Consider the following 21,527-nt stretch of genomic DNA (forward strand, 5'->3'; position numbering starts at 1 on the left):
AAGAGGGCGGGGAGTATGACGTTGACTTTGACCACCAGTTCATTGAGACGGAGAAGTACGATGCAAAGCCCACGTACAAGAAATTTCTTGGTTACAGGCCCGGTGTGGCCGTTATCGGCGACATGATTGTCGGCATAGAGAACAGCGACGGCAACACCAATGTACGCTTTCACCAGGGTGACACGCTAAAGAGGATTTTGGGGAGACTTGAAGAAAAGAAAATGGCAGTCAACCGCTTCAGGGCCGACTGCGGCTCATGCTCTGAAGACATTGTGGATGAGGTCAGGAAGCATTGCAGGACATTCTACATACGTGCCAACCGCTGCTGCTCGCTCTATGATGACATCTTCGCGCTCAGGGGGTGGAAGAGGGAAGAAATAAACGGCATTGTGTTTGAGTTGAACTCCATTCTCGTTGAGAAGTGGAAAGGCAAACCGTATCGCCTGATAATCCAGAGACAGAGACGCATGGGCAGTGGACTTGACCTGTGGGAGGGGGAATATACATACCGCTGCATCCTGACCAACGATTACGAATCATCCATGAGCGACATCGTGGAGTTCTATAACATGCGTGGAGGCAAGGAACGCATCTTTGATGACATGAACAATGGGTTTGGATGGGGCAGACTGCCTAAATCCTTCATGGCGGAAAATACCGTGTTCCTGCTCCTGACGGCACTGATACGCAATTTTTACAAGGCCATCATGCAAAGGATTGAAGTGAAGAAGTTCGGGCTCAAGGAAACCAGCCGTATCAAGACGTTTGTCTTCAAATTCATTTCAGTACCTGCCAAGTGGATTAAGACCGCAAGGCAATGTGTGCTGAACATCTACACCGACAACCATGCATATGCAGAAGCCTTCAAAACTTCTTCCGGATGATTTACGTCACTTGATGGCCACTGATTGCGTATTGCCTCAAGTCGCTTTATGGGGTAAGGGGATAGTATGCGCATTGAAACGGACGCGAGGACTTAATGGCTGTCTTACGAATCAAAAGTCCATTTCTCTTGTAGGTAGCACTTCGGGAATGGAGTTGCGGATTTAAGGTCTACCTCTTTTAGTTTTTGGTTTAAAGCTTCAAACTGTGCTTGCAATTTTTCATACTCTTGATGTTGTTCTTTTTCATTTTGCTCTTTTTCTTTTGTCAGTTTATCTATTGTGTTTTGTATTGCCGCATATTCTTCAGGTGACATAAGGACGTCTTTTTCTTGCTTACTTTTTAATGCGTTTATCTGGTCTTGAAGCTCTTTCTGAGTCTTATTGCAAGAAGTGCTCATTTTATCTAAGACCTCGACCAACTCGGCTATTTCTGCTCGCAATTTTTCATTTTCTTCTTTTCTTTTCTTCTTGTATTGAATAAATAGAAACCAAAGTATCCCACTAACAATGAATATTATGATTATAGAGGAATATATTATATTCGTTTGTCGGGATTTTTGGTATAACAATTGCATGTGGTCATATTTTCTCTGCACTTTCAAGACTTCTTGATGCAGGTGGCTATTGTAGATGGAATCCGAGGTGTCTATATACAGACGGGCATATTGGGCGATTTTCTTGTAATTTTCTGCTTTCCAAGCTTCATCATATAATTGATTATAAATATATGCGCGTAGTGATAAGTCTTTGGAAAGCAAAGCATTTTGAAACAGACTGTCTGCGCGTTCTTTTTGCCCTCTCTTTATATATAGTTGGGCTAGTCCTGACATTGTTTTGTAAGGGGGAGAAGCAGGTGATATATGCAAGGCGCATGAGAAAAAGCTTTCGGCTTCCTCATATTTTTCCTGATACATTTTACTGACCGCAATGTTATGGTAAATTTTAGACTGAAGAATACTGTCCTTTAGACTACTGCTAAATTGTAATAGCTTGGTTATACATTGGTTAACACTGTCAGTATCATGGAAAATATGATATAGTTGCAATAAGTTGAGCAAATTACTGGTCTGTGCAGCCGTGTCTTTTCCATCTATATTTGCTTGCACAGCTTTTTGGTAATATTCTTTGGCCAGCTCGAAATTGAAAGAACATTGATTGATATATCCCAAACTGCTATAAATGCGGGCAACATAGTGTTTGTCATTCATGCTGGGAATACATTTTTCTGCTTCTTTATAAGCTAGCAGAGCATTGGGAATGTCTTTGGAATATTCTTCCAATATGCATCCCTTCACATAAAAGGCTGCCCCTTTTTTATCTGCATCATTCTTATCTTTATAATATTCTACTGCAAGGTCAATCATTGACGAATCCGAAGATACAGGGATGTAGCAACGATATTGGGCTAACGAAAGCAGCAAAACATAATCCGCCTGCTCTTTTCCGATTAAGTGCCGGGAGGTAGGGATGGATTCCAGTATATGCAATGCCGAATCGGGGGCAGTCCATATAAGTTCCTCCGCTTGCGACAAGTTCTCTGTGACGTGACGAGTGGAACGGTCGCAAGCTGTACATGCCAATAATAATATAATGGTCAAGTTGAATAGGATGTTCTTTCTGCTTCTCATAGTCCGCTGTCTTTACTTTGCCTATTGATTGGTGCAAAGTAAATACAAAGATTCACAATATCAAAGCCTTGTTTCAAAAAAACTGCTACCTTGCTAAAAGGTCTCATGGGAATATTTGATTCCCCCTTCCTCCTTTCATTAGCCGTTGAAACGTCCTGTTGATGGGGGTTCCGGTTGTGAATGAACATCCTACATTGTCTGCACGTTTAGACTAAAATACAAGGATAAACGGAGAACAGGAATGACTGACTTGGTGAGGGGGGTGATGCAATCTGCCCTTACATGAAAACATGCCGAGCTTTTAAAAAAAGATACCGAGCTTTAAGATAAACATGCCGAGCTTTTTTTAAAACCTCACGGCCTTTTGGCAACGCAAATATACGCGTTAATTTTTTTATTTCTTAATCAGCTGGAAGGCTTTAGCCAAAGCACCTTCCTGTGGCACTGCATAATCAGGCAATGTACCATGTATCTCCTTTTCGTCCGCGCCATATTGCCAAAAACGTTTGAACGAAATAGTGCAACTCAATCCCGACACCGGCAACTTATAATAGATGATATCGCCGAAACTCACATTCATGCCACCGGATTCCTCGCCGATAACCGTCCCCATGCCAAACTCCTTGAAAGCCCAGGCAAACGAACCGGCAGAAGAGAATGTATGATGACTTATCAACAGATATACACTGCCTTCGTAATGACCTTCTTCTTTGGTGAGCGGAGGAATAAAATTTCCTTTTGATTCATCATTATAAAAAGACCATCCGGGAACCATTTGGGTTCTTCCCGTCAAGCGTATGGTGGTGGGCGTGACGCGTACCAGGGCCTTGCCCATTTGCTTAAAAGGCTTGGGAGAAATGTAGCGGAAAAGAACATCTCCTACCATCGAATTACCTCCGCCGTTGTTGCGCAAGTCAATGATTAAATTCTTAATGCCCTTTTCGCGCAGGGTTACAAACATGGAGTCGGCAAACATCTTCATCCGTTGCGGATTATTAAAGCTTCTAAAATCCATAACGGCTACCTTCTTCTTTTCATCCACTTTGAAAGAATAATCCAGCACCCGCGCCTGCTCTTTTTTCTTCGGCATACGGGGAAGAAGTTCCGCCCACGTAGTAGGATGCAAGGTGACTTCAAGTTTCTTTTTGCTATCTTTCATACGATAAACGACATCGTATTTATCTGCGGCATACATCATTTCAAACAATGCCGAAAAATCAGAATTAATACGTTCTATACGGAAGAAATCGCGTTCTCCGCTTGCATAGTCCATCATCGATTCTATCAGTTCCCTACTCTCCTTTCCGTTGATGGAAAGAACTTCCGCATCTTGGGGTATCAGGTTATCAATGCACCCTCTTACACGCAGTGTGTAGTCGGACTTTACATTGAGAAACAAGGGGAGCCGAATAGTAGATGAAGTAAAATAATCATTAAAAGGAAAACGAAGCATGGTGTGCCCGTCGCCTAACTTCGTGACCAACGGAGCCGCATACTTAAACAGCTCTACCGTGGTAACAGAATCGGGCAACTGCTGCTTCACCCTATTTACCGATTTAAACCATTCGCTTTGTCTGCACACGGAAAACATATCGGGATGGACTTCGCTGAGAGTATAGACCAAGGCGTCGATATCGAACTGCGCCTGCTTCTTTGAAAGCAATCCGCCGGCAGAGCGTTTCAACATATCCCGCGAGGGTTCTTCCAAAGGATTTGCCGATACCCATTTTATCCGGGTCATGGCGGAATCACCTTGATGAGTGACCACCACAAAATCATAACATCCTTCTTTGGCTACATTGAACCGGATGGTATCTATCTTGCTTCGGAATACAACTTCCTCTCCCGATGTCTCAAATACATCGGGACGAAGAGAGGGATTAATCACCCATGGAATTTGTTGTTCTTTACCATCGACCGTAATGCGCAGCACTTTACCATCGGTTTTAAGTACTTGCATTTGTTCTACTTTCTTTGCTTTTTCTCCAACACCCTGTGCAGCCAATGGGCTTGTCGCGCCGGAAAGACATAGCAGTAATGTCCATCTGAAAAATTTTGTTTGTGTCATGTTGTTTGTTAATTATTTAATAATCCCATACTCAATCCGTGAGTATAGTCTGTGCCAAAGTTATCTTTTTAAATCAATAAAACAAACGGATTGGCGTTTAAATATGGACATTCTGCAATCTTAATAGCGTTCGTGCATCAGTTATCTCCATCCGCAGCAGGAGCAGCATCTTCTTTTCGCATGCTAAACTCACAACCGCAATATCTTTGGTTGTAAAAATCATATTCCTTAATAATGGCAATACGACGCTCGCTCAAACCGCCTTTACGCCAGTTCTGTTCCCAATAAGTAACATCGGGATAGCGGGCAGTGGCATAACGTCCCGCCTCTTCTATCTGCTCCAGGCTTTTCCATCGGCTGGATGCCAGTGTGGTGGTTATCACGGAGAATCCATGCTCGTGGGCATAGCGCGCCGTTTCCAACAGACGCATCTTGAAACAGCGGAGGCAACGCCCTCCACGCTCAGGCTCCTGCTCCATCCCCGACATTTGGCAACGCCAAGCCTCATGGTCATAATCGGCATCTACAATCTCCAACCCCAAGGAACGGGCATAGCGGGTACATTCATCTTTCCTTATGTTATACTCTTCAAGCGGATAGATATTCGGATTACAATAATAGATGACAGGGGTAATGCTGTGTTGCATCAGACACTCAATGATGGCTGACGAACAGGGGGCGCAACAAGTATGGAGCAACACCTTGTCGGCTCCTCCCGGAACTTCAAGTTGGAATTTCTTTTTCATACGGCAAATTTAATAGATATTTGCCATACTGACCAGCGGTTCGTACAATTTTTCAATATCCTTGGCGTCCATTTCTATCTCCACTTGGTCGCCGGGAACAAGTGTCTCACCCGCAGCAGGCAGGGTTTTGTGGTCACGGCGGATGCTGAGAATGATACAGTTGTTGGGTAAAGTCAGTTTATCCACTTCTTTTCCATCCAAATAAGAGCCATCCATTATTTCCACATACAGATGATAACGTGCACCCTCGACTTCAGGAAACTCCGGGTTGTGGCTGCGAAACATCCTGTCATAAAGCAATACATTATAAGGTTTGATTTGAAGAAGTTCCGTAAAATAATAAGTCAGTCCGCCCACTACGATAGAAGGATAAAACACCTCAAAGTGACCTGTTATTTCTGTTATCAGCACAATGGCGGTCAGCGGAGTGCGCACCACTGCTACCAAGAAAGCTACCATCCCGACAAGCATCATATAACTGACATTTTCATACCCTATCACTCCGCGCTGTACCAATACGAGCCCGAATAATTGTCCCAACAAACCTCCTGTCACCAGAGTCGGAATAAAGCTTCCTCCCGGTAATCCTGAAGACAATGAAAGCAAAGTGAATACAAAATGAATCAAAATCATGACGCCGAGCCACCGGATGTCGTGCGTGCCGTCCATTCCCTGCATCATCAAAAACTGTTCTCCGCCTCCCGTCAAGTTGGTCTCGGTCAGAGAAATAGCGTATGCCGCAATCAGCAAATACAACATTTTAGTATAGACAGAGAGTTTCAACGTCGGCAACCATCGTTGAAAAAAGGGAACTATAAGCGAATAAAACTTTGCTATGGCGGCAATCACGGCAGCAAAAAGGATATAAAGCTCCGCCTGCCGCCAAAAAGACAAACCGGGAGAGACGGCATTTATCAGATGATAAGGAGTAGTGGGAAACATCCAACTCGCCACACCGCCCGCCACCACGCCTGCCAATAAAGTAGTAATGGCTGTTTTGGGAGCATCAAACCGTTCAATGGATTCGATGACCAACAGAGAAGAAGACAAGGGAGCTGCAAAAGCTGCTGAAAGTCCGGCACCGGCTCCTGCCGCCAGCAACTGTTTTCGTTCACCTTTCAGAATATGTCCCCATCGGGATACCAATGTTCCGATATATGAACCAATCTGAACGGAGGGCCCTTCACGACCCAACGACAGCCCTGTACTCAAAGCTAATATTCCCCCCAAAAACTTTGCTATCAGTTCCTTGAAAGGATGGTCGTAATGAATACGTCCGTTGATAGCCGCCCTTGTCTGGGGAATACCGCCTCCGGCTATCAAAGGCATCTTCTTTACCATCAGGGCAACCCCGATAAGGATGGCCCACAGAGAAAAGAACAAGACAACATGATAGTACCACGGATAATGGGCAGTGAAGAAGGCTTTTCGGATATCAAAGAATTCCCATAACAAATAATGATAGGGCACGGCAATCAGCCCCGTAAGCAAACCAACAAATATACTTACGAAGTAAAGGCGGGCATCAATCAGTTTTAATCTCCAGATACGCCATTTCCGCAGATTGCTCAACTGTTTCCATTTCTGTTTCCACTTGTTCGGTTCCATTGTGAGGAATAAACAAATGAAAAAGAAGAAGGTTTTGGTTTAAATTAATAAGTAAGATAGTTGATTTTCTATTTAAATAATGGTTTCAACATCTTAGGAACTTCTATTTCGTTCTCCTTCAACTGATTCAAACAAATCTTTCCCTTATCCGATAAAGTAAAATACATCTGCCGCTTGTCTTTATCGCCCAAACTGCGAACTATCAACTCTTTATCTTCTATCGAACGAATCACTTTCGATGTGTGTGAAGCCGATAAACCCGTATGCTCTGATATAGCGCTCGCCGTCAATCTGTCACCTCCGATACAGCAAAGTGCCATTGCTTCATTCAATGATACCCCATGTTGCTCTATCAAGTTTGCTTCCAGTTCAGAGAGAGCTTTAAAAAGCTCTCTCATGACACATATTGATTTTATTTTCTCCATACATTATTTTAAATAAACAAATTCACGTTTGCCTGCTCCGCACGATTCATATAAGTAGCTACACCGCCAATAGTCACATTATCCAACAGTTCCTCGCGCTTTACGCCCATCACGTCCATCGACATCTGACAAGCGATGAACTCGACACCGTTTTGAATGGCCTGTTCTCGCAACGATTCCAGTGAGTCAATGTTCTTCTTATTCATGATATACCGCATCATCCTACTACCCATCCCTCCCATATTCATCTTTGAAAGTTTCAGTTTTAATGAATTGGAAGGAAGCATCATGCCGAACATTTTACCAAAGAAATCTTTCTTCACAGCAGGCTTGTTCAGTTTCTTGATGGCATTCAGTCCCCAGAATGTGAAAAAGATAGTCACCTTCTCCCCGGTTGCCACCGCACCGTTTGCGAGTACAAAAGTAGCCAAAACTTTATCCAAATCATCGCTGAACAGAATAAAAGTTTTCCCTTTGTCCGCTTTACAAGTCTCTGTTGCACATACTTGAGGAATATTCTTTTCTACTACCACCCGGTATTTTCCGCCTTCCGAACGGGCAGAAACAAAACGGTTTCCTGTAGTCTGACACCATGCCTCGGCATCACGGGGGAAACCGGCATCCGTCGCCACAATTTCCAGACGCTCCCCATCTGCCAGTTCTTCCATACTTTTCTTCAGCTTCATGATAGGACCGGGACAAGATATGCCACAAGCATCCACTTTTATTGCTCTCATAGAAGGAATAACAGAAGAAGCAATAGTATAAGCTTCAGCAGAATCTTTACTATGTTCAGAATGATCAACTTTAGAAGAATCAGAACTTGAAGAGCCGTAATTTGAGAACTCCTTCGGTTCGGGCAAAGGAGTCGTTGCCGCTTTATACAATTTCAAACCACCTATCAGATTCTTTACTTCCTTATATCCGTTCTGCAACAATATATTGGAAGCCAGATAACCTCTCAACCCCACTCCGCAATACAGATAGACCGGCTTATCCCGGGGGATTTCTTTCATCCGATCGCGCATATCATCCAAAGGAATATTGACAGCCCCCTTCAAAGCACCGAGCGCAAACTCATCGGGAGTACGGACATCCACCAACGTGACCTTGCTCCAATCGGCAACCTGCAACTCACGCCAATAAAGAGGCTGCATCTTTCCGTTCAATATATTTCCGGCTACATATCCCGTCACTGCCACCGGGTCTTTGGCCGAAGAAAAAGGAGGAGCGTATGCCTGCTCCAAGGCCATCAAATCATATACAGTTCCGTTATGCTTTATCACTTGCGAAAATTCGTCAATGCGCTTGTCTACTCCGCTATAGCCCACAATCTGCGCTCCGAGCAGTTTGCCATCGGCAGGAGAGAATGTTATTTTAATGGACATCTGTAAAGCATCGGGATAATATCCTGCATGCGAACCGGAATGGATGGTTGCCGACAGGTAATCAATGCCTGCCTGTTTCAACCGTTTTGCCGGAAGACCCGAAGTAGCAACAGTCATATCAAAAACCTTGGCAATGGAAGTACCGATAGCTCCTTCGTAGGGTATCTTATTTCCAAAGACCATGTTATCCGCCACAATACGTGCCTGACGATTGGCCGGCCCCGCCAAGTAATTCAACCACGGCTTCCCGGTCAGCGGATGGCGGAATTCGATAGCATCGCCCACCGCATAAATATGTTCATCGGAAGTCTGCAAGTAATCGTTCACCTTGATGCCGCGCATCTCCCCTATCTCCAGTCCGGCATCTGTTGCCAACGAAGTGTTGGGACGCACACCGATAGATAATAACACCATATCGGCAGGCAGTCTTTCACCCGATTTGAAAATTACTTCCAATCCGCTGGCTGTGCGCTCAAAAGAAGCCACCGCTTTTTCCAGATAAAGGCGCACCCCTTTCTGCAACAAGTGCTCGTGCACCAACGATGCCATAGAGAAATCAATCGGTGCCATGACTTGATTTGCCATCTCTACAACCGCCACTTCCGCACCGGCTTCCTGCAAATTCTCCGCCATCTCCAGCCCGATGAAGCCTGCACCGATGATTACCGCGCGCTTCACCTCATGCCTCTGCAAATAGTTCTTGATGGCATCCGTGTCATTCACATTGCGAAGCGTGAAGATTCCTTCATTGTCAATGCCCGGCAAGGGAGGACGAACAGGCGACGCACCCGGAGAAAGCAATAGTTTATCATAACTCTCCGTATAGGTTTTCCCGTCTGAAGTACGAATATCCACTGTCTTCTTTGCAGGATGGATGGCCACGACCTCGGACCGGATACGCACATCGATATTGAACCGCTTACCGAAAGCCTCCGGGGTCTGCACAAACAGTTTTTCACGCTCAGCAATCACGCCACCTATATAATAAGGTAAGCCGCAATTGGCATACGAGATATATTCCCCTTTCTCAAACAAGATGATTTCGGCATCTTCTGTATTTCTCCTGATACGTGCAGCAGCGGTTGCACCTCCGGCTACACCTCCTACTATTATATACTTCATAAGTTCAACTATTTTAATTCAATTAATATTTTCCTTTGGAAACTTTATGCAAACATACATGATATTTCTTACAAACAAAAATTTCCAATGGAAAACATTATCAGGTTAACTCTTTTTAAGAAGAGGTGACTTACTTCCAAGGTCATGACAACCGGTTCGGGCAGGCAAACCCTGCCCCTACAGTTGACAATGTGATAGGTCGGTTTAGTTTTAACACATCCCTACACGATTCAAACCATGAATTCCTTTACTGCTTTTTCCAATCTGTCCAATCCCAATTCTCCGGTCTGCCGCCACAACTGCTCTCCTTTTCTTAAGAATATATAAGTAGGAATATGCACGATGGTATAAAATTCGGCAAGTGTTTTTTCTTCATCCACATTCACCTGCACTACTTCCACCTTCCCTCCCATCAGTTTCTTAAACTCGTCAATAACAGCATGCATACGACTGCTCTTCAATGAATGAATGGAATAAAATTCGGCCATCACCCAATCACCTGAAGTCAATTTCTCTTTATTCCGCTCTTCACGGACTACTTTCTTTTCTTTCATATTGATTCGTTTTAAAAGTTATGTTTGTCTATCAACAAGATTATCGGAAGAAAGTTTGCCACGACAGAAATCGCCAGCAAAGGCTTATACTCTAATTCTTCTACAAAGAAGCAGACATTCAAAAAAGTGTTTATTACCTTTGGGGCAAAATTTAAATAAAACAAGCACATATCATGTTATCCAAAGCAGACTTAACACAGGGAAGCATCACAGGTACCCTGCTACGTTTTACCTTACCTATGATTATAGGCTCACTGCTACAACAGTGTTACAATATAGCCGATACACTGATTGTGGGACAATGTATCGGTTCCGGCGCATTGGCTGCCGTCGGGTCTGCTTACACACTGATGGTTTTTCTTATTTCCATCCTGCTGGGATTGTCCATGGGAAGCGGTACAGTTTTTTCCCTGCAATATGGCGCAGGACGGATGAAGGCTTTACGACGAAGCATTTACGTATCGGCCGTACTCATCGGAACAGTGACAATCGTACTGAACATAGCAGCTCTGTCTTTCATTCATCCCATTCTCAAACTATTACAGATTCCCGATGATATTTATCAGATGATGTATGATTACCTGTGGATTATCTTTTGGGGAATCGGGTTTACTTTTATTTATAATTTCTATGCTGCACTGTTGCGTGCCATCGGCAATGCAGTCACTCCTCTTTATTTTTTAGCGATTTCCGTCGTGCTGAATATCGGACTGGATTTGTTCTTTATCCTGCTACTGGATTGGGGAATCAAGGGAGCTGCCATTGCTACAATTATCGCACAGGGAGTATCTGCACTGGGAATTATGGGATATACCTACGCAAAATGTCCCGAATTGAGACTGCATCGCAACGACCTGCATTTCGACCGCCACTGCCTGAAAGAAATCACTTCGTTCTCCACCCTGACCTGTATACAACAATCGGTAATGAATTTGGGAATTCTAATGGTACAAGGACTGGTCAATAGTTTTGGCTCTATGGTGATGGCGGCTTTTGCGGCAGCAATAAAAATTGACTCTTTTGCTTATATGCCGGTACAGGAGTTCGGAAATGCTTTTTCCACCTTTATCGCTCAAAACTTCGGAGCAAAAAAGTATGAACGAATCCGCAAAGGAGTAAAAAGTGCACTGATTACAACAATTGTCTTCTCCCTGTTCATTTCTGTTTTGGTCTTCTTATTCGCCAAACCATTCATGCTGATTTTTGTAGCTCCGCATGAAACGGAGATTCTGAATGTAGGTATCGGTTATCTGCGCATTGAAGGAGTATTTTATTGTGGTATTGGGATTTTATTCCTGCTATACGGATACTACCGGGCCATCCGTATGCCGGAAATGTCTGTAATACTGACCATTGCATCGCTAGGAACACGAGTTGCTCTTTCCTATTGGCTCGCTGCCATCCCCTCTATTGGAGTAACCGGCATTTGGTGGTCTATCCCCATCGGATGGTTTATAGCTGATATGATTGGTATTATTTATTATAAATATAGGAAAAAGCTGAGGAGTAACGACATACATTATTCGGATACAGCTTACACAGAAAGAACCTGAATCTATCCGTGTAAACCGTATAATCCCTAACCGGAAATCACGAGAAAAAACTTCGACAGTACTCCAAAGAATAAATATATAGCTTAAAAGAAAACAGCAATGAAAGTACCTGTCACATAAAGAATATCCTCTTTTCGGGGCACGATACTCGGTGCTGCCAATTTCTGCATTATCGTTTCCCAAAAACGATGTTATGATATATCATTTGCAAAATTAAAAATATATCTCAAAACAAAAGATGAAACGTTTTTGTTACTAAAAGACGTCCTTTCCAAGCTGTTTCATCCAAATTTTATGTATTTTTGTAGTCCTATAGAAAGAACAGACTTACAAATGAGAGAAGAAACAACCTGTAAACCTGATTATTCGAACTCAATGGCAGAACACTTGGGTATCCGATTCATGCCGTCTGCCACCGATGAGGTACGTGCCGAAATGCCTGTCGACCACCGTACTTCACAACCCTTTGGCATGCTGAATGGAGGTGCATCATTGGCACTTGCCGAAATTGCAGCCGGACACGGGTCTATGTCTTTATGTCGCGAAGGAGAATATGCATGCGGCATACAAGTAAGTGGAAATCATATATCATCGGTTCCTGTGGGCGGAAAAGTGATTGCCAACGGTCAATTAATTCATCGCGGCAATTCCTCACATATATGGAACATAGATATCACCACTCCCGAGGGGAAACTTGTTTCTACCATTCGTGTCGTTAACTTCATACTTAAAAAGAAATGAATCTACCTAACAGACATATACAGAATTTATTGGATTGCCTGACACGCAGCCGACTCAGTTTTGCTCTCTATCGGCTGCCCTGGACAGACGAATGCTACTTTGTGCTACAACAATCAGGCGATGTGGAACAGTTAGCGGATATTCGGGAATTAAATAAGAAGAAAGGGTTTGTCATGGCTCCCTTCCTTCAGTCCGACCATCATCCGCTGATAGTGATTCGTCCTGATATCACAGCATACGACTGGGATGAAATCAGCGAAGCCATTTCTTCTTTGGAATGTGCCGATGCCTTGTTGACTTGCAAGAACCAGACCGAAAAACTGTCTCCTTTCGTTTCGGAAGAAACGGACAAAGAGCGATATACCCAAGCTTTCGAGCGTTTCATCACTCCCCTTCAAAAGAAACATTTCCAAAAGCTTGTCTTGTCACGTTCTTCCACCAAGCATATCAATGACGATTTTTCGCCATTGGCTGCATTTGTCCGTGCCTGCAACAATTATCCACGCATGATGATTTATTTGTGTCATACTCCTGTTTCCGGTACGTGGGTGGGCAGTACACCTGAAATCTTATTGAGCGGACACGGCAAAGAATGGCACACCGTAGCCTTGGCAGGCACCATGCCGATGCAAAACGAAGTCATGCCAATGGACTGGGACAAGAAGAACCAAGACGAGCAAGGTTATGTGGCAGATTACATTCGTCGGATTATCAAGAAATTTGGCAATAAGATGGATGAGAAAGGCCCCTATACGGCCCGTGCCGGACAATTGGTGCACCTCAAAACCGACTTTTATTTTTTATTAAAGAACACAGATAATATAGGGAATCTACTTCAGGAACTTCATCCTACTCCCGCTGTCTGCGGATTGCCGAAAGAAGATGCTTTCCGATTTATCCTGGAAAATGAAGGATATGACCGTAGCTATTATTCCGGTTTTATAGGCTGGCTGGACACCGAAGGACATACAGATTTATATGTCAACCTACGTTGCATGGAAATAAAACCGGGTGAAACCACTTTATACGCAGGTGGAGGAATCCTTGCTTCCTCTGAAATAGAATCGGAATGGACAGAAACAGGAGACAAGATGAATACGATGAAAAGCATTCTTTATCCTGAGTTTATAAACAGATAGCCTGTCACCGTAGGGGCACATGATTGCGCCCGTCCAATAGCATAGCAACATGCATTCGGAAGAATTCAATTCCCTACGGAGCAAAGACGATAAAAGAGAAATATATTTATATTAAAGTAAAAGAATTATGTATTCAGACAAAAAGAACATACTTCAGTTGGCGGCACTTCTCAAGGCACACGGTGTGCGGAAAATAGTGCTTTGTCCCGGCAGTCGTAATGCTGCCATCGTGCATACACTGGCCAATATAGAGGACTTCACCTGTTACTCTGTAACCGACGAACGCAGTGCAGGATTCTTTGCTATCGGGTTATCGTTACAGGGGGGAGGTCCTGCTGCTGTATGTTGCACTTCCGGTTCGGCACTGCTGAATCTGCATCCTGCCGTAGCCGAAGCCTTTTACCAACAAGTTCCCTTAATTGTCATTTCTGCCGACCGCCCTGCTGCCTGGATAGGACAAATGGATGGACAAACTTTACCTCAGCCGGGGGTATTCGGTCCGTTGGTCAAGATGTCGGTCAACTTACCCGAAGTGCAAACCGACGAAGACGAATGGTTCTGCAACCGTCTGATTAACGAAGCCATACTGGAAACAACTCACCACGGTAAAGGTCCGGTTCATATCAACGTACCTATCTCCGAACCCATCTACCGTTTCACAGTCAAAGCGCTTCCTGAAGTACGCGTCATCACCCGCTACCAAGGATTGAGTGTATACGACCGCGACTATAAAATACTGATTGAACGTCTGAATAAATATAACAAACGCATGATAGTGGTCGGACAGATGAATCTGATTTATCTGTTCGAAAAGAAATATGTGAAACCCCTGTATAAACATTTCCTTTGGCTGACGGAACATTTGGGTAACCAGACCATTCCCGGCATTCCTATCAGGAACTTCGATGCAGCCATCTATTCCATGAGTTCCGAACGTCAGAACGATATGACTCCTGAGCTATTGATTACTTACGGCGGACATATTGTATCCAAGGAATTAAAGAAATACCTGCGGAAACATCCTCCGCGTGAGCACTGGCATATTTCCACCGATGGAAAGATAGCCGACTTATACGGTTGCCTGACGACCATCATTGAAATGGACCCATTTGAATTTCTAGAGAAAATTGCTTTTCTTTTGGACAACAAACCGACAAACTATCCATTGATGTGGGAGAATTACTGTAAGACCGTGCCGATGCCGGAACTGCCCTACTCGGAAATCTCAGCCATAGGAAAACTCATTCAGTCATTGCCGGAACCCTGTGCGTTGCATCTGGCAAACAGTTCTACGATACGTTATGCCCAATTATTTACAATACCGCCAAGAGTAGAAATTTGCTGTAACCGAGGTGTGAACGGGATAGAAGGTTCACTTTCCACCGCCATCGGATATGCCGTAGCATCCACTAAACTAAACTTCATCATCATAGGCGATTTGAGTTTCTTTTATGACATGAATGCACTGTGGAATCAGAATTATGGTGCAAATATCCGTATTCTGCTATTGAATAATGAAGGTGGAGAGATCTTCCACACTCTGCCGGGCATGGACAAATCAAGTCGCTCACGGGAGTTCATCACAGCCGAACATTACACCACTGCCAAAGGTTGGGCAGAAGAACGCGGCTTTATCTATATAAAAGTAACCGATGAAGAAGAACTGGAAGATGCCATGAAGCAATTCACCACCCCGGAAACGCTGATGCAACCCATGTTAATGGAAGTCTTTACAGACAAGGAAAAAGATACCACCCTGTTGAGAGAATATTACCACGGACTTAAAAATAAGCCAAATGAATAATTCTATCATGAGAGTGCGTCAAAATTGATTCATACGGGCATACCGCCCGTACGGTAAACTCACAAAAAAAATACATAAACAAACAAGAATAATGGAAACAAGAGAATGGAAAACCATCAAAGAGTATCAAGACATACTTTTCGATTTCTATAACGGAATAGCAAAAATCACCATCAACCGTCCGCGTTACCGCAACGCATTCACCCCGACTACAACCTCCGAAATCAGTGATGCCCTGTATTACTGCCGTGAGTGCCGGGATATCAACGTAGTGGTTCTGACCGGAGCAGGCGATAAAGCCTTCTGCAGCGGAGGCGATATGCACGTAAAAGGTCACGGCGGTTACATCGGAACAGACGGTGTTCCCCGCCTGAATGTGCTGGATGTACAAAAACAAATCCGTTCCCTGCCGAAACCTGTCATTGCCATGGTCAACGGTTACGCCATCGGCGGCGGGCACGTGCTCCATGTAGTTTGCGACTTAACCATCGCTTCCGACAATGCCATCTTCGGACAGACAGGTCCCAAAGTGGGCAGCTTTGACGCCGGCTTCGGTTCATCATATCTGGCACGAATCGTAGGACAAAAAAAGGCACGCGAAATATGGTTCCTTTGCCGTCAGTACTCTGCACAAGAAGCACTGGAAATGGGATTGGTCAATACGGTCGTTCCTTTTGAACGCCTGGAAGACGAGACAGTGGCATGGGCAGAGAAAATGATGGAACACAGTCCGTTAGCCCTTCGTATGATTAAAGCCGGACTCAATGCCGAGCTGGACGGACAAGCCGGAATCCAAGAGCTTGCCGGAGATGCTACCATGCTTTATTACATGACAGAGGAGGCACAGGAAGGAGGAAAAGCATTTCTGGAAAAACGTAAACCACGATTCCAGGATTATCCCAAATTTCCGTAAAAACGAATTGTAATTTCAAAGACATGAACATTGAAGTATTCAGGAAATACTGTCTTTCATTAGGCAATGTTTCAGAGAAGATGCCATTTGGCAAATTTGCAGCAAGATATGATTCAATCCTTGCCTTTTATGTTTGCGGACACATGTTCTGTTTTATAGACATTGACAATTTCACTTTTGTCAATGTCAAATCTACTCCAGATGAAATTGAAGATATAAAAGAGAGACATGTTTCAATCGGCACTCCCATCAACCAAAGTCTGAAGCATTGGCTCCAGCTTAATTTTAACGGCGATATTCCTGACACAGACATATACACATGGGTTCAACGCGCCTTTGAAATTGTCAGAGATAAATATACAAAACAAAACACATATAAAAAAGTATGTTCCAAACCCGCATTATAAAGAAACAATTACACTTCAAGCAACCGGCAGGTACATCGAGAGGAGTATATACCACCCGAAACGTATGGTATATACTCCTCACCGATACCGACAACCGTTATTATGGAGTAGGTGAATGCGCCCCTCTCCCTGCCCTGAGTTGTGACGATGTTCCCAACTATGATGAACTATTGGCCATCGCTTGCAAAAACTTTGAGAAGACCGGAGAAATAGATCGGGAAGCCCTGCTTCCCTATCCGTCTATTCTGTTCGGTCTGGAAACCGCCCTACTTCATTTCCGCGCATGCAGCCTACAATTTTGGCACACTCCATTCAGCAAAGGAAAAGCAGGTATCCCTATCAATGGACTTATCTGGATGGGAAGCTTTGATGAAATGTATCGGCGCATCGAAGAAAAAATGCAAAAAGGATTCCGCTGTATCAAACTCAAAATCGGGGCTATCGATTTTGAAAAAGAACTGGAATTACTGGCACATATCCGCCGGCACTTTACTCCCGAACAAATAGAGCTACGTGTGGATGCCAACGGTGCCTTCACTCCCACCGATGCTCTTGATAAATTACAGCGTCTTTCCGAGTTTCACCTTCACTCCATCGAACAGCCTATCCGCGCCGGACAGTGGAAAGAGATGAGCACACTCTGTGCTTCCGCCCCCTTCCCCATCGCCTTGGACGAAGAACTTATCGGCATTAACCAACGCAGCCGCAAGATAGAACTGCTTGAAACCATCCGACCGCAATATATCATTCTGAAACCCTCCCTTCACGGCGGAATCAGCGGGTCGGAAGAATGGATGGAACTGGCAGCGGAAAGGGGGATAGGTTCGTGGATTACCTCGGCCTTGGAATCAAATATCGGACTAAACGCTATCGCCCAATGGTGCGCTACCCTGCAACCTACGCTCCCACAAGGCCTTGGAACAGGGTTACTGTTTACAGACAACATAAATTATCCGCTACATATCGAAGGAGACTGCCTGTGGTTTCATCCCGAAGAGCAAGAACCTGATTTATTACAATGGCTGGCACAATGAATACTTACTACACAGACATAACCACCCAGCGTATCCAAATAGAAGGAATCTTTTATACCCATTGGGAAATAGCGATGATACGCATGAATATTCCTACCGACAAGCAAAGCTTCCGGCAAGAACTTTTTACTTTTCTCTCCGAATGGTTCAACCATCAACCCACCGTTCTTGTCCATACTTCCGGTTCGACAGGCAAGCCCAAACCAATGCGTGTAGAAAAAGAAAGCATGATGGAAAGCGCCTGCCTCACCTGTTCATTTCTCGGACTGAAAGAAAATGACACAGCACTGCTGTGCATGCCTCTGCAATATATTGCCGGAAAGATGGTGGTGATACGCTCACTGGTTGCCGGACTCAATCTCCTTCCGGTCACACCTTCGGGCCATCCCTTGAAAAATCTGAAGAAAGCACCCGTATTTGCTGCCATGATTCCGATGCAGGTATACAATTCCCTCCAAGTGCCCGAAGAAAAAGAATTATTGAAGCAAATAAAACATCTTATCATCGGTGGAGGTGCGATTGACAGCGCGCTGGCACAAGCTTTAAAAGATTTTCCCAATCAGGTATGGTCTACCTACGGAATGACAGAAACACTTTCGCACATCGCCTTACGCAAAGTAAACGGGACAGAAGCTTCCGAATGGTACACCCCTTTTGAAAGCGTCTCCATCCGGTTGAGTCAAGAGAATACACTGATTATCAATGCTCCCAAAGTGTGTGATAAAGTATTATACACTAATGACATTGCAGAACTGAATGCCCAAGGGCAATTCCGCATTTTAGGAAGAAAAGACAATATAATAAATAGTGGTGGTGTAAAGATACAAATAGAACAGGTGGAAGCCACACTGAAAAAACACTTCCATACTCCATTTATGATTACCTCTGCACCTGATGCAAAATTTGGTGAAATAGTAGTTCTGCTCATTGAAAACAATCCCGGAAGCAGAGATACTTATGAAAGAATTCAGAAGATTTGTGAGGATGTATTGCCTGCCTATTGGTGCCCCAAACGCGTTATACCGGTAGAGAATCTACCTCTTACAGAAACAGGCAAGCCCGATAGGGCAACAGCTAAATTATTAGCGCAAACATAATCAATAAAGAGAAAAATGCAGATAAATCACCAGAACTTATTGTTCTCTTGACTATATTCAAACCCTACGGAGTTCAATTTTCGTATCAAAGAATCCTTATCTACATTCATATCTTCACAAAGTTCATCAAGCGAAGAATAACAATCGCGAAGTTTCATATTCACCATGCTGAACAGCATCATCGGGTCTTCCGGTAGTTCCATACTTTACAATCTTTTATTCATTTTCTAAAATCGGATGCAAAGGTACAAAACTTTTGCTTTCCGGTTATAGTTATGACTGAAAAAAGATATAGGATCAAGTCAAAAAGTGTGTAGATGATAAGGGAGCAGTCATTATTCCTGGGGATTTAAATATCATATCACAAACAAAGGGAAGAATAAGCCGTTTCCCAAGGTCGGCCAAGGTCTTTTAAACGGAAGATTATTACAGTCTGCGGCAATGGACTGTACAGTCCACTGTAGCAGACTGTACGGTCCACTGCAACGGACTATACAGTCTGCCGCCGAAGACTGTAGTAATCCGACGGACAGGCAGGCATAATCGAAAGGACGAAAACGCTTGGTCCGGCTAATGAAACGGCTTAGGAAGCTCAAAAACAACACTGACCGGACTGGGTGTGAATGACTACATAAACCGATTACGTATAGAGAAATCAGTATACCTACTCACAAATACCAATCTCAATATCAATGAAATATCCTATGAAGTCGGGTTTACCTATCCCCGTTATTTCAGTACCTCTTTCAAGCAAATAAAAGGGATGACTCCCACACAGTTTAAGGAAGAAAAGAAAAAGAACAATGCCGACTCAAAATAAAAAAGAGCGATTTTCGGTCGCTCTTTTACACATATATTATATATACAATCGCTATTAACAAGCCTTGAAACTCATATCCAATCCTTTCACAGAATGGGTCAATGCTCCAAATGATATAAAGTCTACCCCTGCCTGTGCATAAGGTAACATCGTCTCATAAGTGATGCCGCCGGAAGACTCCGTTTCACAACGTCCACCTACAATCTCTACTGCCTTACGTGTGTCTTCAGGAGTAAAGTTATCAAACATAATACGGTCTACCCCTTCTGCCAATGCCTGATTCAGTTCATCAAAATTGCGAACTTCCAGTTCTATCTTCAAGTTTTTGCCTTTGGCCTTACAATATTCTTTAGCACGAGTAACCGCATTGTGTATGCCCCCTGCAAAGTCCACATGATTGTCTTTCAACAAAATCATGTCGAACAAACCGATACGGTGATTGCATCCTCCACCTATCTTTACAGCCATTTTCTCCATAATACGCATACCCGGAGTAGTCTTACGGGTATCAAGGACACGAGTTTTGGTACCTTCCAACTTTTTCACATATTTATGGGTCATAGTAGCAATGCCGCTCATACGTTGCATGATGTTCAGCATCAAGCGCTCTGTCTGAAGCAAGGACTGAACTTTACCTTCAACCACCATCGCCACATCACCCGGTTTCACGTGACTTCCGTCCTGAATGAATACCTCTACCTTCATGGTAGGATCAAAACGATGGAATACCTCCTTAGCTACATCAATACCAGCCAATATGCCTTCCTCCTTAATCAATAATTTTGATTTGCCCATAGCATCCGCAGGAATACATGACAAGGTAGTATGGTCTCCATCACCTATATCTTCGGCGAAAGACAGGTCTATCAGTCTGTCTATCAAATCTTTTACTACTAATTCATCCATTGTGTTATTGTTTTTTTGTAAATTGATAGGCAAAGGTATAGATTTTCCCTATTTTTGCAAAGTAAACCGAAGAAAGATATGAAACTTGAAAACGAAAAAGCACTTATAAGAACAATAGCCGAAGGAAACACCAAATCTTTTGAAGTGCTTTTCTATTCTTATTATCCTCGTTTGAAAGGTTTCATCTGCGACTTATTGCAATCACCGGAAGAAGCTGAAGACATTTCTCAAGATATTTTTACTACTTTATGGCAAAACAGAACATCCCTTGATAAAATAGACAATATAAGCGCTTATTTATTCCGCATCGCCAAGAATGCCGTATATCGGCACATCGAACGAAACATGCTATTCAAAAATTATCAGCAAAAACAAACCGAATCTACTCCAAATGTAATTGAAGATAATGAAATTTATAAATATATTGATGCTAAAGAGTTAGAGCTGCTGATAACAATTGCCGTGGAAAGAATGCCACCACAACGCCAAAGAATTTATAAAATGAGCCGCGAACAAGGAATGAGCAATGATGAAATAGCAGCATCTTTATGTATCAATAAACGAACAGTTGAAAACCATCTGACTCAAGCGTTAGCAGATATCCGAAAATTATTATCACTGATTTTAATTATATTTTTTTAAGTTACGACTGTGTGTTTGATTAGTCTCACGTATCTTATATACCAGAAC

The 21,527-nt window shown here is 43.5% G+C and carries 19 protein-coding genes and 1 pseudogene; 11 read left to right on the forward strand and 9 right to left on the reverse strand.

The annotated features are described in order from the left end of the window. Positions 1-884: IS1380 family transposase (locus HMPREF1534_RS20970; protein WP_005940216.1), on the forward strand; the 884-nt coding region annotated here is incomplete at its 5' end. A 104-nt stretch (positions 885-988) separates the two neighbouring features. Here HMPREF1534_RS20970 and HMPREF1534_RS09695 read toward each other — a convergent pair. From HMPREF1534_RS09695 to HMPREF1534_RS09665, 7 genes are all read right to left on the reverse strand, one after another. Continuing rightward, positions 989-2,248 (reverse strand): tetratricopeptide repeat protein, encoded by a 1,260-nt coding sequence (locus HMPREF1534_RS09695; protein WP_154653391.1) that lies wholly within the window; start codon positions 2,246-2,248, stop codon positions 989-991. 658 nt (positions 2,249-2,906) lie between these two features. Then, complete coding sequence (locus HMPREF1534_RS09690) at positions 2,907-4,580, reverse strand: S41 family peptidase (protein ID WP_005940220.1); 1,674 nt, start codon at positions 4,578-4,580, stop codon at positions 2,907-2,909. Positions 4,581-4,717: 137 nt separating this feature from the next. Beyond that, positions 4,718-5,326 carry an epoxyqueuosine reductase QueH gene (locus tag HMPREF1534_RS09685; RefSeq protein WP_005940223.1) on the reverse strand — a complete coding sequence of 203 codons (609 nt, stop codon included), beginning with the start codon at positions 5,324-5,326 and terminating at the stop codon, positions 4,718-4,720. A gap of 9 nt (positions 5,327-5,335) precedes the next feature. Continuing rightward, positions 5,336-6,934, reverse strand: coding sequence for a ClC family H(+)/Cl(-) exchange transporter (locus HMPREF1534_RS09680; protein WP_005940226.1), 1,599 nt, complete (start codon positions 6,932-6,934; stop codon positions 5,336-5,338). Between the two features lie 68 nt (positions 6,935-7,002). Then, positions 7,003-7,332 (reverse strand): MarR family winged helix-turn-helix transcriptional regulator, encoded by a 330-nt coding sequence (locus tag HMPREF1534_RS09675; protein ID WP_005940229.1) that lies wholly within the window; start codon positions 7,330-7,332, stop codon positions 7,003-7,005. A gap of 35 nt (positions 7,333-7,367) precedes the next feature. Continuing rightward, positions 7,368-9,869 carry an FAD-dependent oxidoreductase gene (locus HMPREF1534_RS09670; RefSeq protein WP_005940232.1) on the reverse strand — a complete coding sequence of 834 codons (2,502 nt, stop codon included), beginning with the start codon at positions 9,867-9,869 and terminating at the stop codon, positions 7,368-7,370. A gap of 230 nt (positions 9,870-10,099) precedes the next feature. Then, positions 10,100-10,423 carry a thioredoxin family protein gene (locus tag HMPREF1534_RS09665; RefSeq protein WP_005940235.1) on the reverse strand — a complete coding sequence of 108 codons (324 nt, stop codon included), beginning with the start codon at positions 10,421-10,423 and terminating at the stop codon, positions 10,100-10,102. 173 nt (positions 10,424-10,596) lie between these two features. Between HMPREF1534_RS09665 and HMPREF1534_RS09660 the strand changes: the two genes are divergently transcribed. From HMPREF1534_RS09660 to HMPREF1534_RS09625, 8 genes are all read left to right on the forward strand, one after another. Further along, entirely contained in the window at positions 10,597-11,976 is a 1,380-nt protein-coding gene (locus tag HMPREF1534_RS09660) for an MATE family efflux transporter (protein ID WP_005940238.1), read from the forward strand. A 333-nt stretch (positions 11,977-12,309) separates the two neighbouring features. Beyond that, positions 12,310-12,717: a PaaI family thioesterase gene (locus tag HMPREF1534_RS09655; protein WP_018452419.1), complete on the forward strand. Its 408-nt coding sequence runs from the start codon at positions 12,310-12,312 to the stop codon at positions 12,715-12,717. After that, positions 12,714-13,856, forward strand: coding sequence for an isochorismate synthase (locus HMPREF1534_RS09650; protein ID WP_005940244.1), 1,143 nt, complete (start codon positions 12,714-12,716; stop codon positions 13,854-13,856). The genes HMPREF1534_RS09655 and HMPREF1534_RS09650 overlap by 4 nt, the downstream gene beginning before the upstream one ends. Before the next feature lie 127 nt (positions 13,857-13,983). Beyond that, the gene (menD, locus tag HMPREF1534_RS09645) at positions 13,984-15,660 is read left to right on the forward strand and encodes a 2-succinyl-5-enolpyruvyl-6-hydroxy-3-cyclohexene-1-carboxylic-acid synthase (protein WP_005940247.1); all 1,677 of its coding nucleotides are present in this window, start codon (positions 13,984-13,986) and stop codon (positions 15,658-15,660) included. Between the two features lie 91 nt (positions 15,661-15,751). After that, entirely contained in the window at positions 15,752-16,573 is an 822-nt protein-coding gene (gene menB, locus HMPREF1534_RS09640; protein WP_005940253.1) for a 1,4-dihydroxy-2-naphthoyl-CoA synthase, read from the forward strand. A 23-nt stretch (positions 16,574-16,596) separates the two neighbouring features. After that, complete coding sequence (locus tag HMPREF1534_RS09635; protein WP_005940256.1) at positions 16,597-16,980, forward strand: MmcQ/YjbR family DNA-binding protein; 384 nt, start codon at positions 16,597-16,599, stop codon at positions 16,978-16,980. Further along, positions 16,959-18,014, forward strand: coding sequence for an o-succinylbenzoate synthase (locus tag HMPREF1534_RS09630; protein ID WP_005940259.1), 1,056 nt, complete (start codon positions 16,959-16,961; stop codon positions 18,012-18,014). Before HMPREF1534_RS09635 ends, HMPREF1534_RS09630 begins: the two co-directional genes overlap by 22 nt. Then, positions 18,011-19,111: an AMP-binding protein gene (locus HMPREF1534_RS09625; protein WP_005940262.1), complete on the forward strand. Its 1,101-nt coding sequence runs from the start codon at positions 18,011-18,013 to the stop codon at positions 19,109-19,111. The genes HMPREF1534_RS09630 and HMPREF1534_RS09625 overlap by 4 nt, the downstream gene beginning before the upstream one ends. 26 nt (positions 19,112-19,137) lie before the next feature. On the opposite strand, the gene HMPREF1534_RS09620 is transcribed toward HMPREF1534_RS09625, so the two are convergent. Continuing rightward, the gene (locus HMPREF1534_RS09620) at positions 19,138-19,314 is read right to left on the reverse strand and encodes a DUF4250 domain-containing protein (protein WP_005940265.1); all 177 of its coding nucleotides are present in this window, start codon (positions 19,312-19,314) and stop codon (positions 19,138-19,140) included. 401 nt (positions 19,315-19,715) lie between these two features. On the opposite strand from HMPREF1534_RS09620, the pseudogene HMPREF1534_RS0119005 reads away from it, so the two are divergent. Next, positions 19,716-19,931, forward strand: a pseudogene (locus HMPREF1534_RS0119005) (helix-turn-helix domain-containing protein); the annotation flags it as partial. 54 nt (positions 19,932-19,985) lie between these two features. Here the strand turns inward: HMPREF1534_RS0119005 and nadC are convergent. Beyond that, positions 19,986-20,837: a carboxylating nicotinate-nucleotide diphosphorylase gene (nadC, locus tag HMPREF1534_RS09615; protein ID WP_005940268.1), complete on the reverse strand. Its 852-nt coding sequence runs from the start codon at positions 20,835-20,837 to the stop codon at positions 19,986-19,988. Between the two features lie 78 nt (positions 20,838-20,915). Here nadC and HMPREF1534_RS09610 point away from each other — a divergent pair, with 78 nt between their 5' ends. Beyond that, positions 20,916-21,479, forward strand: a complete 564-nt coding sequence (locus HMPREF1534_RS09610; RefSeq protein ID WP_005940271.1) for an RNA polymerase sigma-70 factor — start codon at positions 20,916-20,918, stop codon at positions 21,477-21,479. Positions 21,480-21,527: the final 48 nt, after the last annotated feature.

Source organism: Phocaeicola massiliensis B84634 = Timone 84634 = DSM 17679 = JCM 13223 (assembly GCF_000382445.1).
Lineage (GTDB): Bacteria > Bacteroidota > Bacteroidia > Bacteroidales > Bacteroidaceae > Phocaeicola > Phocaeicola massiliensis.

Bases quoted from the DNA above. Each gene is read 5' to 3' on its own strand.
- HMPREF1534_RS09695 (WP_154653391.1), bottom strand. From the start codon at position 2,248: ATGATTGACCTTGCAGTAGAATATTATAAAGATAAGAATGATGCAGAT.
- HMPREF1534_RS09690 (WP_005940220.1), bottom strand. From the start codon at position 4,580: ATGACACAAACAAAATTTTTCAGATGGACATTACTGCTATGTCTTTCC.
- HMPREF1534_RS09685 (WP_005940223.1), bottom strand. From the start codon at position 5,326: ATGAAAAAGAAATTCCAACTTGAAGTTCCGGGAGGAGCCGACAAGGTG.
- HMPREF1534_RS09680 (WP_005940226.1), bottom strand. From the start codon at position 6,934: ATGGAACCGAACAAGTGGAAACAGAAATGGAAACAGTTGAGCAATCTG.
- HMPREF1534_RS09675 (WP_005940229.1), bottom strand. From the start codon at position 7,332: ATGAGAGAGCTTTTTAAAGCTCTCTCTGAACTGGAAGCAAACTTGATA.
- HMPREF1534_RS09670 (WP_005940232.1), bottom strand. From the start codon at position 9,869: ATGAAGTATATAATAGTAGGAGGTGTAGCCGGAGGTGCAACCGCTGCT.
- HMPREF1534_RS09665 (WP_005940235.1), bottom strand. From the start codon at position 10,423: ATGAAAGAAAAGAAAGTAGTCCGTGAAGAGCGGAATAAAGAGAAATTG.
- HMPREF1534_RS09660 (WP_005940238.1), top strand. From the start codon at position 10,597: ATGTTATCCAAAGCAGACTTAACACAGGGAAGCATCACAGGTACCCTG.
- HMPREF1534_RS09655 (WP_018452419.1), top strand. From the start codon at position 12,310: ATGAGAGAAGAAACAACCTGTAAACCTGATTATTCGAACTCAATGGCA.
- HMPREF1534_RS09650 (WP_005940244.1), top strand. From the start codon at position 12,714: ATGAATCTACCTAACAGACATATACAGAATTTATTGGATTGCCTGACA.
- menD (WP_005940247.1), top strand. From the start codon at position 13,984: ATGTATTCAGACAAAAAGAACATACTTCAGTTGGCGGCACTTCTCAAG.
- menB (WP_005940253.1), top strand. From the start codon at position 15,752: ATGGAAACAAGAGAATGGAAAACCATCAAAGAGTATCAAGACATACTT.
- HMPREF1534_RS09635 (WP_005940256.1), top strand. From the start codon at position 16,597: ATGAACATTGAAGTATTCAGGAAATACTGTCTTTCATTAGGCAATGTT.
- HMPREF1534_RS09630 (WP_005940259.1), top strand. From the start codon at position 16,959: ATGTTCCAAACCCGCATTATAAAGAAACAATTACACTTCAAGCAACCG.
- HMPREF1534_RS09625 (WP_005940262.1), top strand. From the start codon at position 18,011: ATGAATACTTACTACACAGACATAACCACCCAGCGTATCCAAATAGAA.
- HMPREF1534_RS09620 (WP_005940265.1), bottom strand. From the start codon at position 19,314: ATGGAACTACCGGAAGACCCGATGATGCTGTTCAGCATGGTGAATATG.
- nadC (WP_005940268.1), bottom strand. From the start codon at position 20,837: ATGGATGAATTAGTAGTAAAAGATTTGATAGACAGACTGATAGACCTG.
- HMPREF1534_RS09610 (WP_005940271.1), top strand. From the start codon at position 20,916: ATGAAACTTGAAAACGAAAAAGCACTTATAAGAACAATAGCCGAAGGA.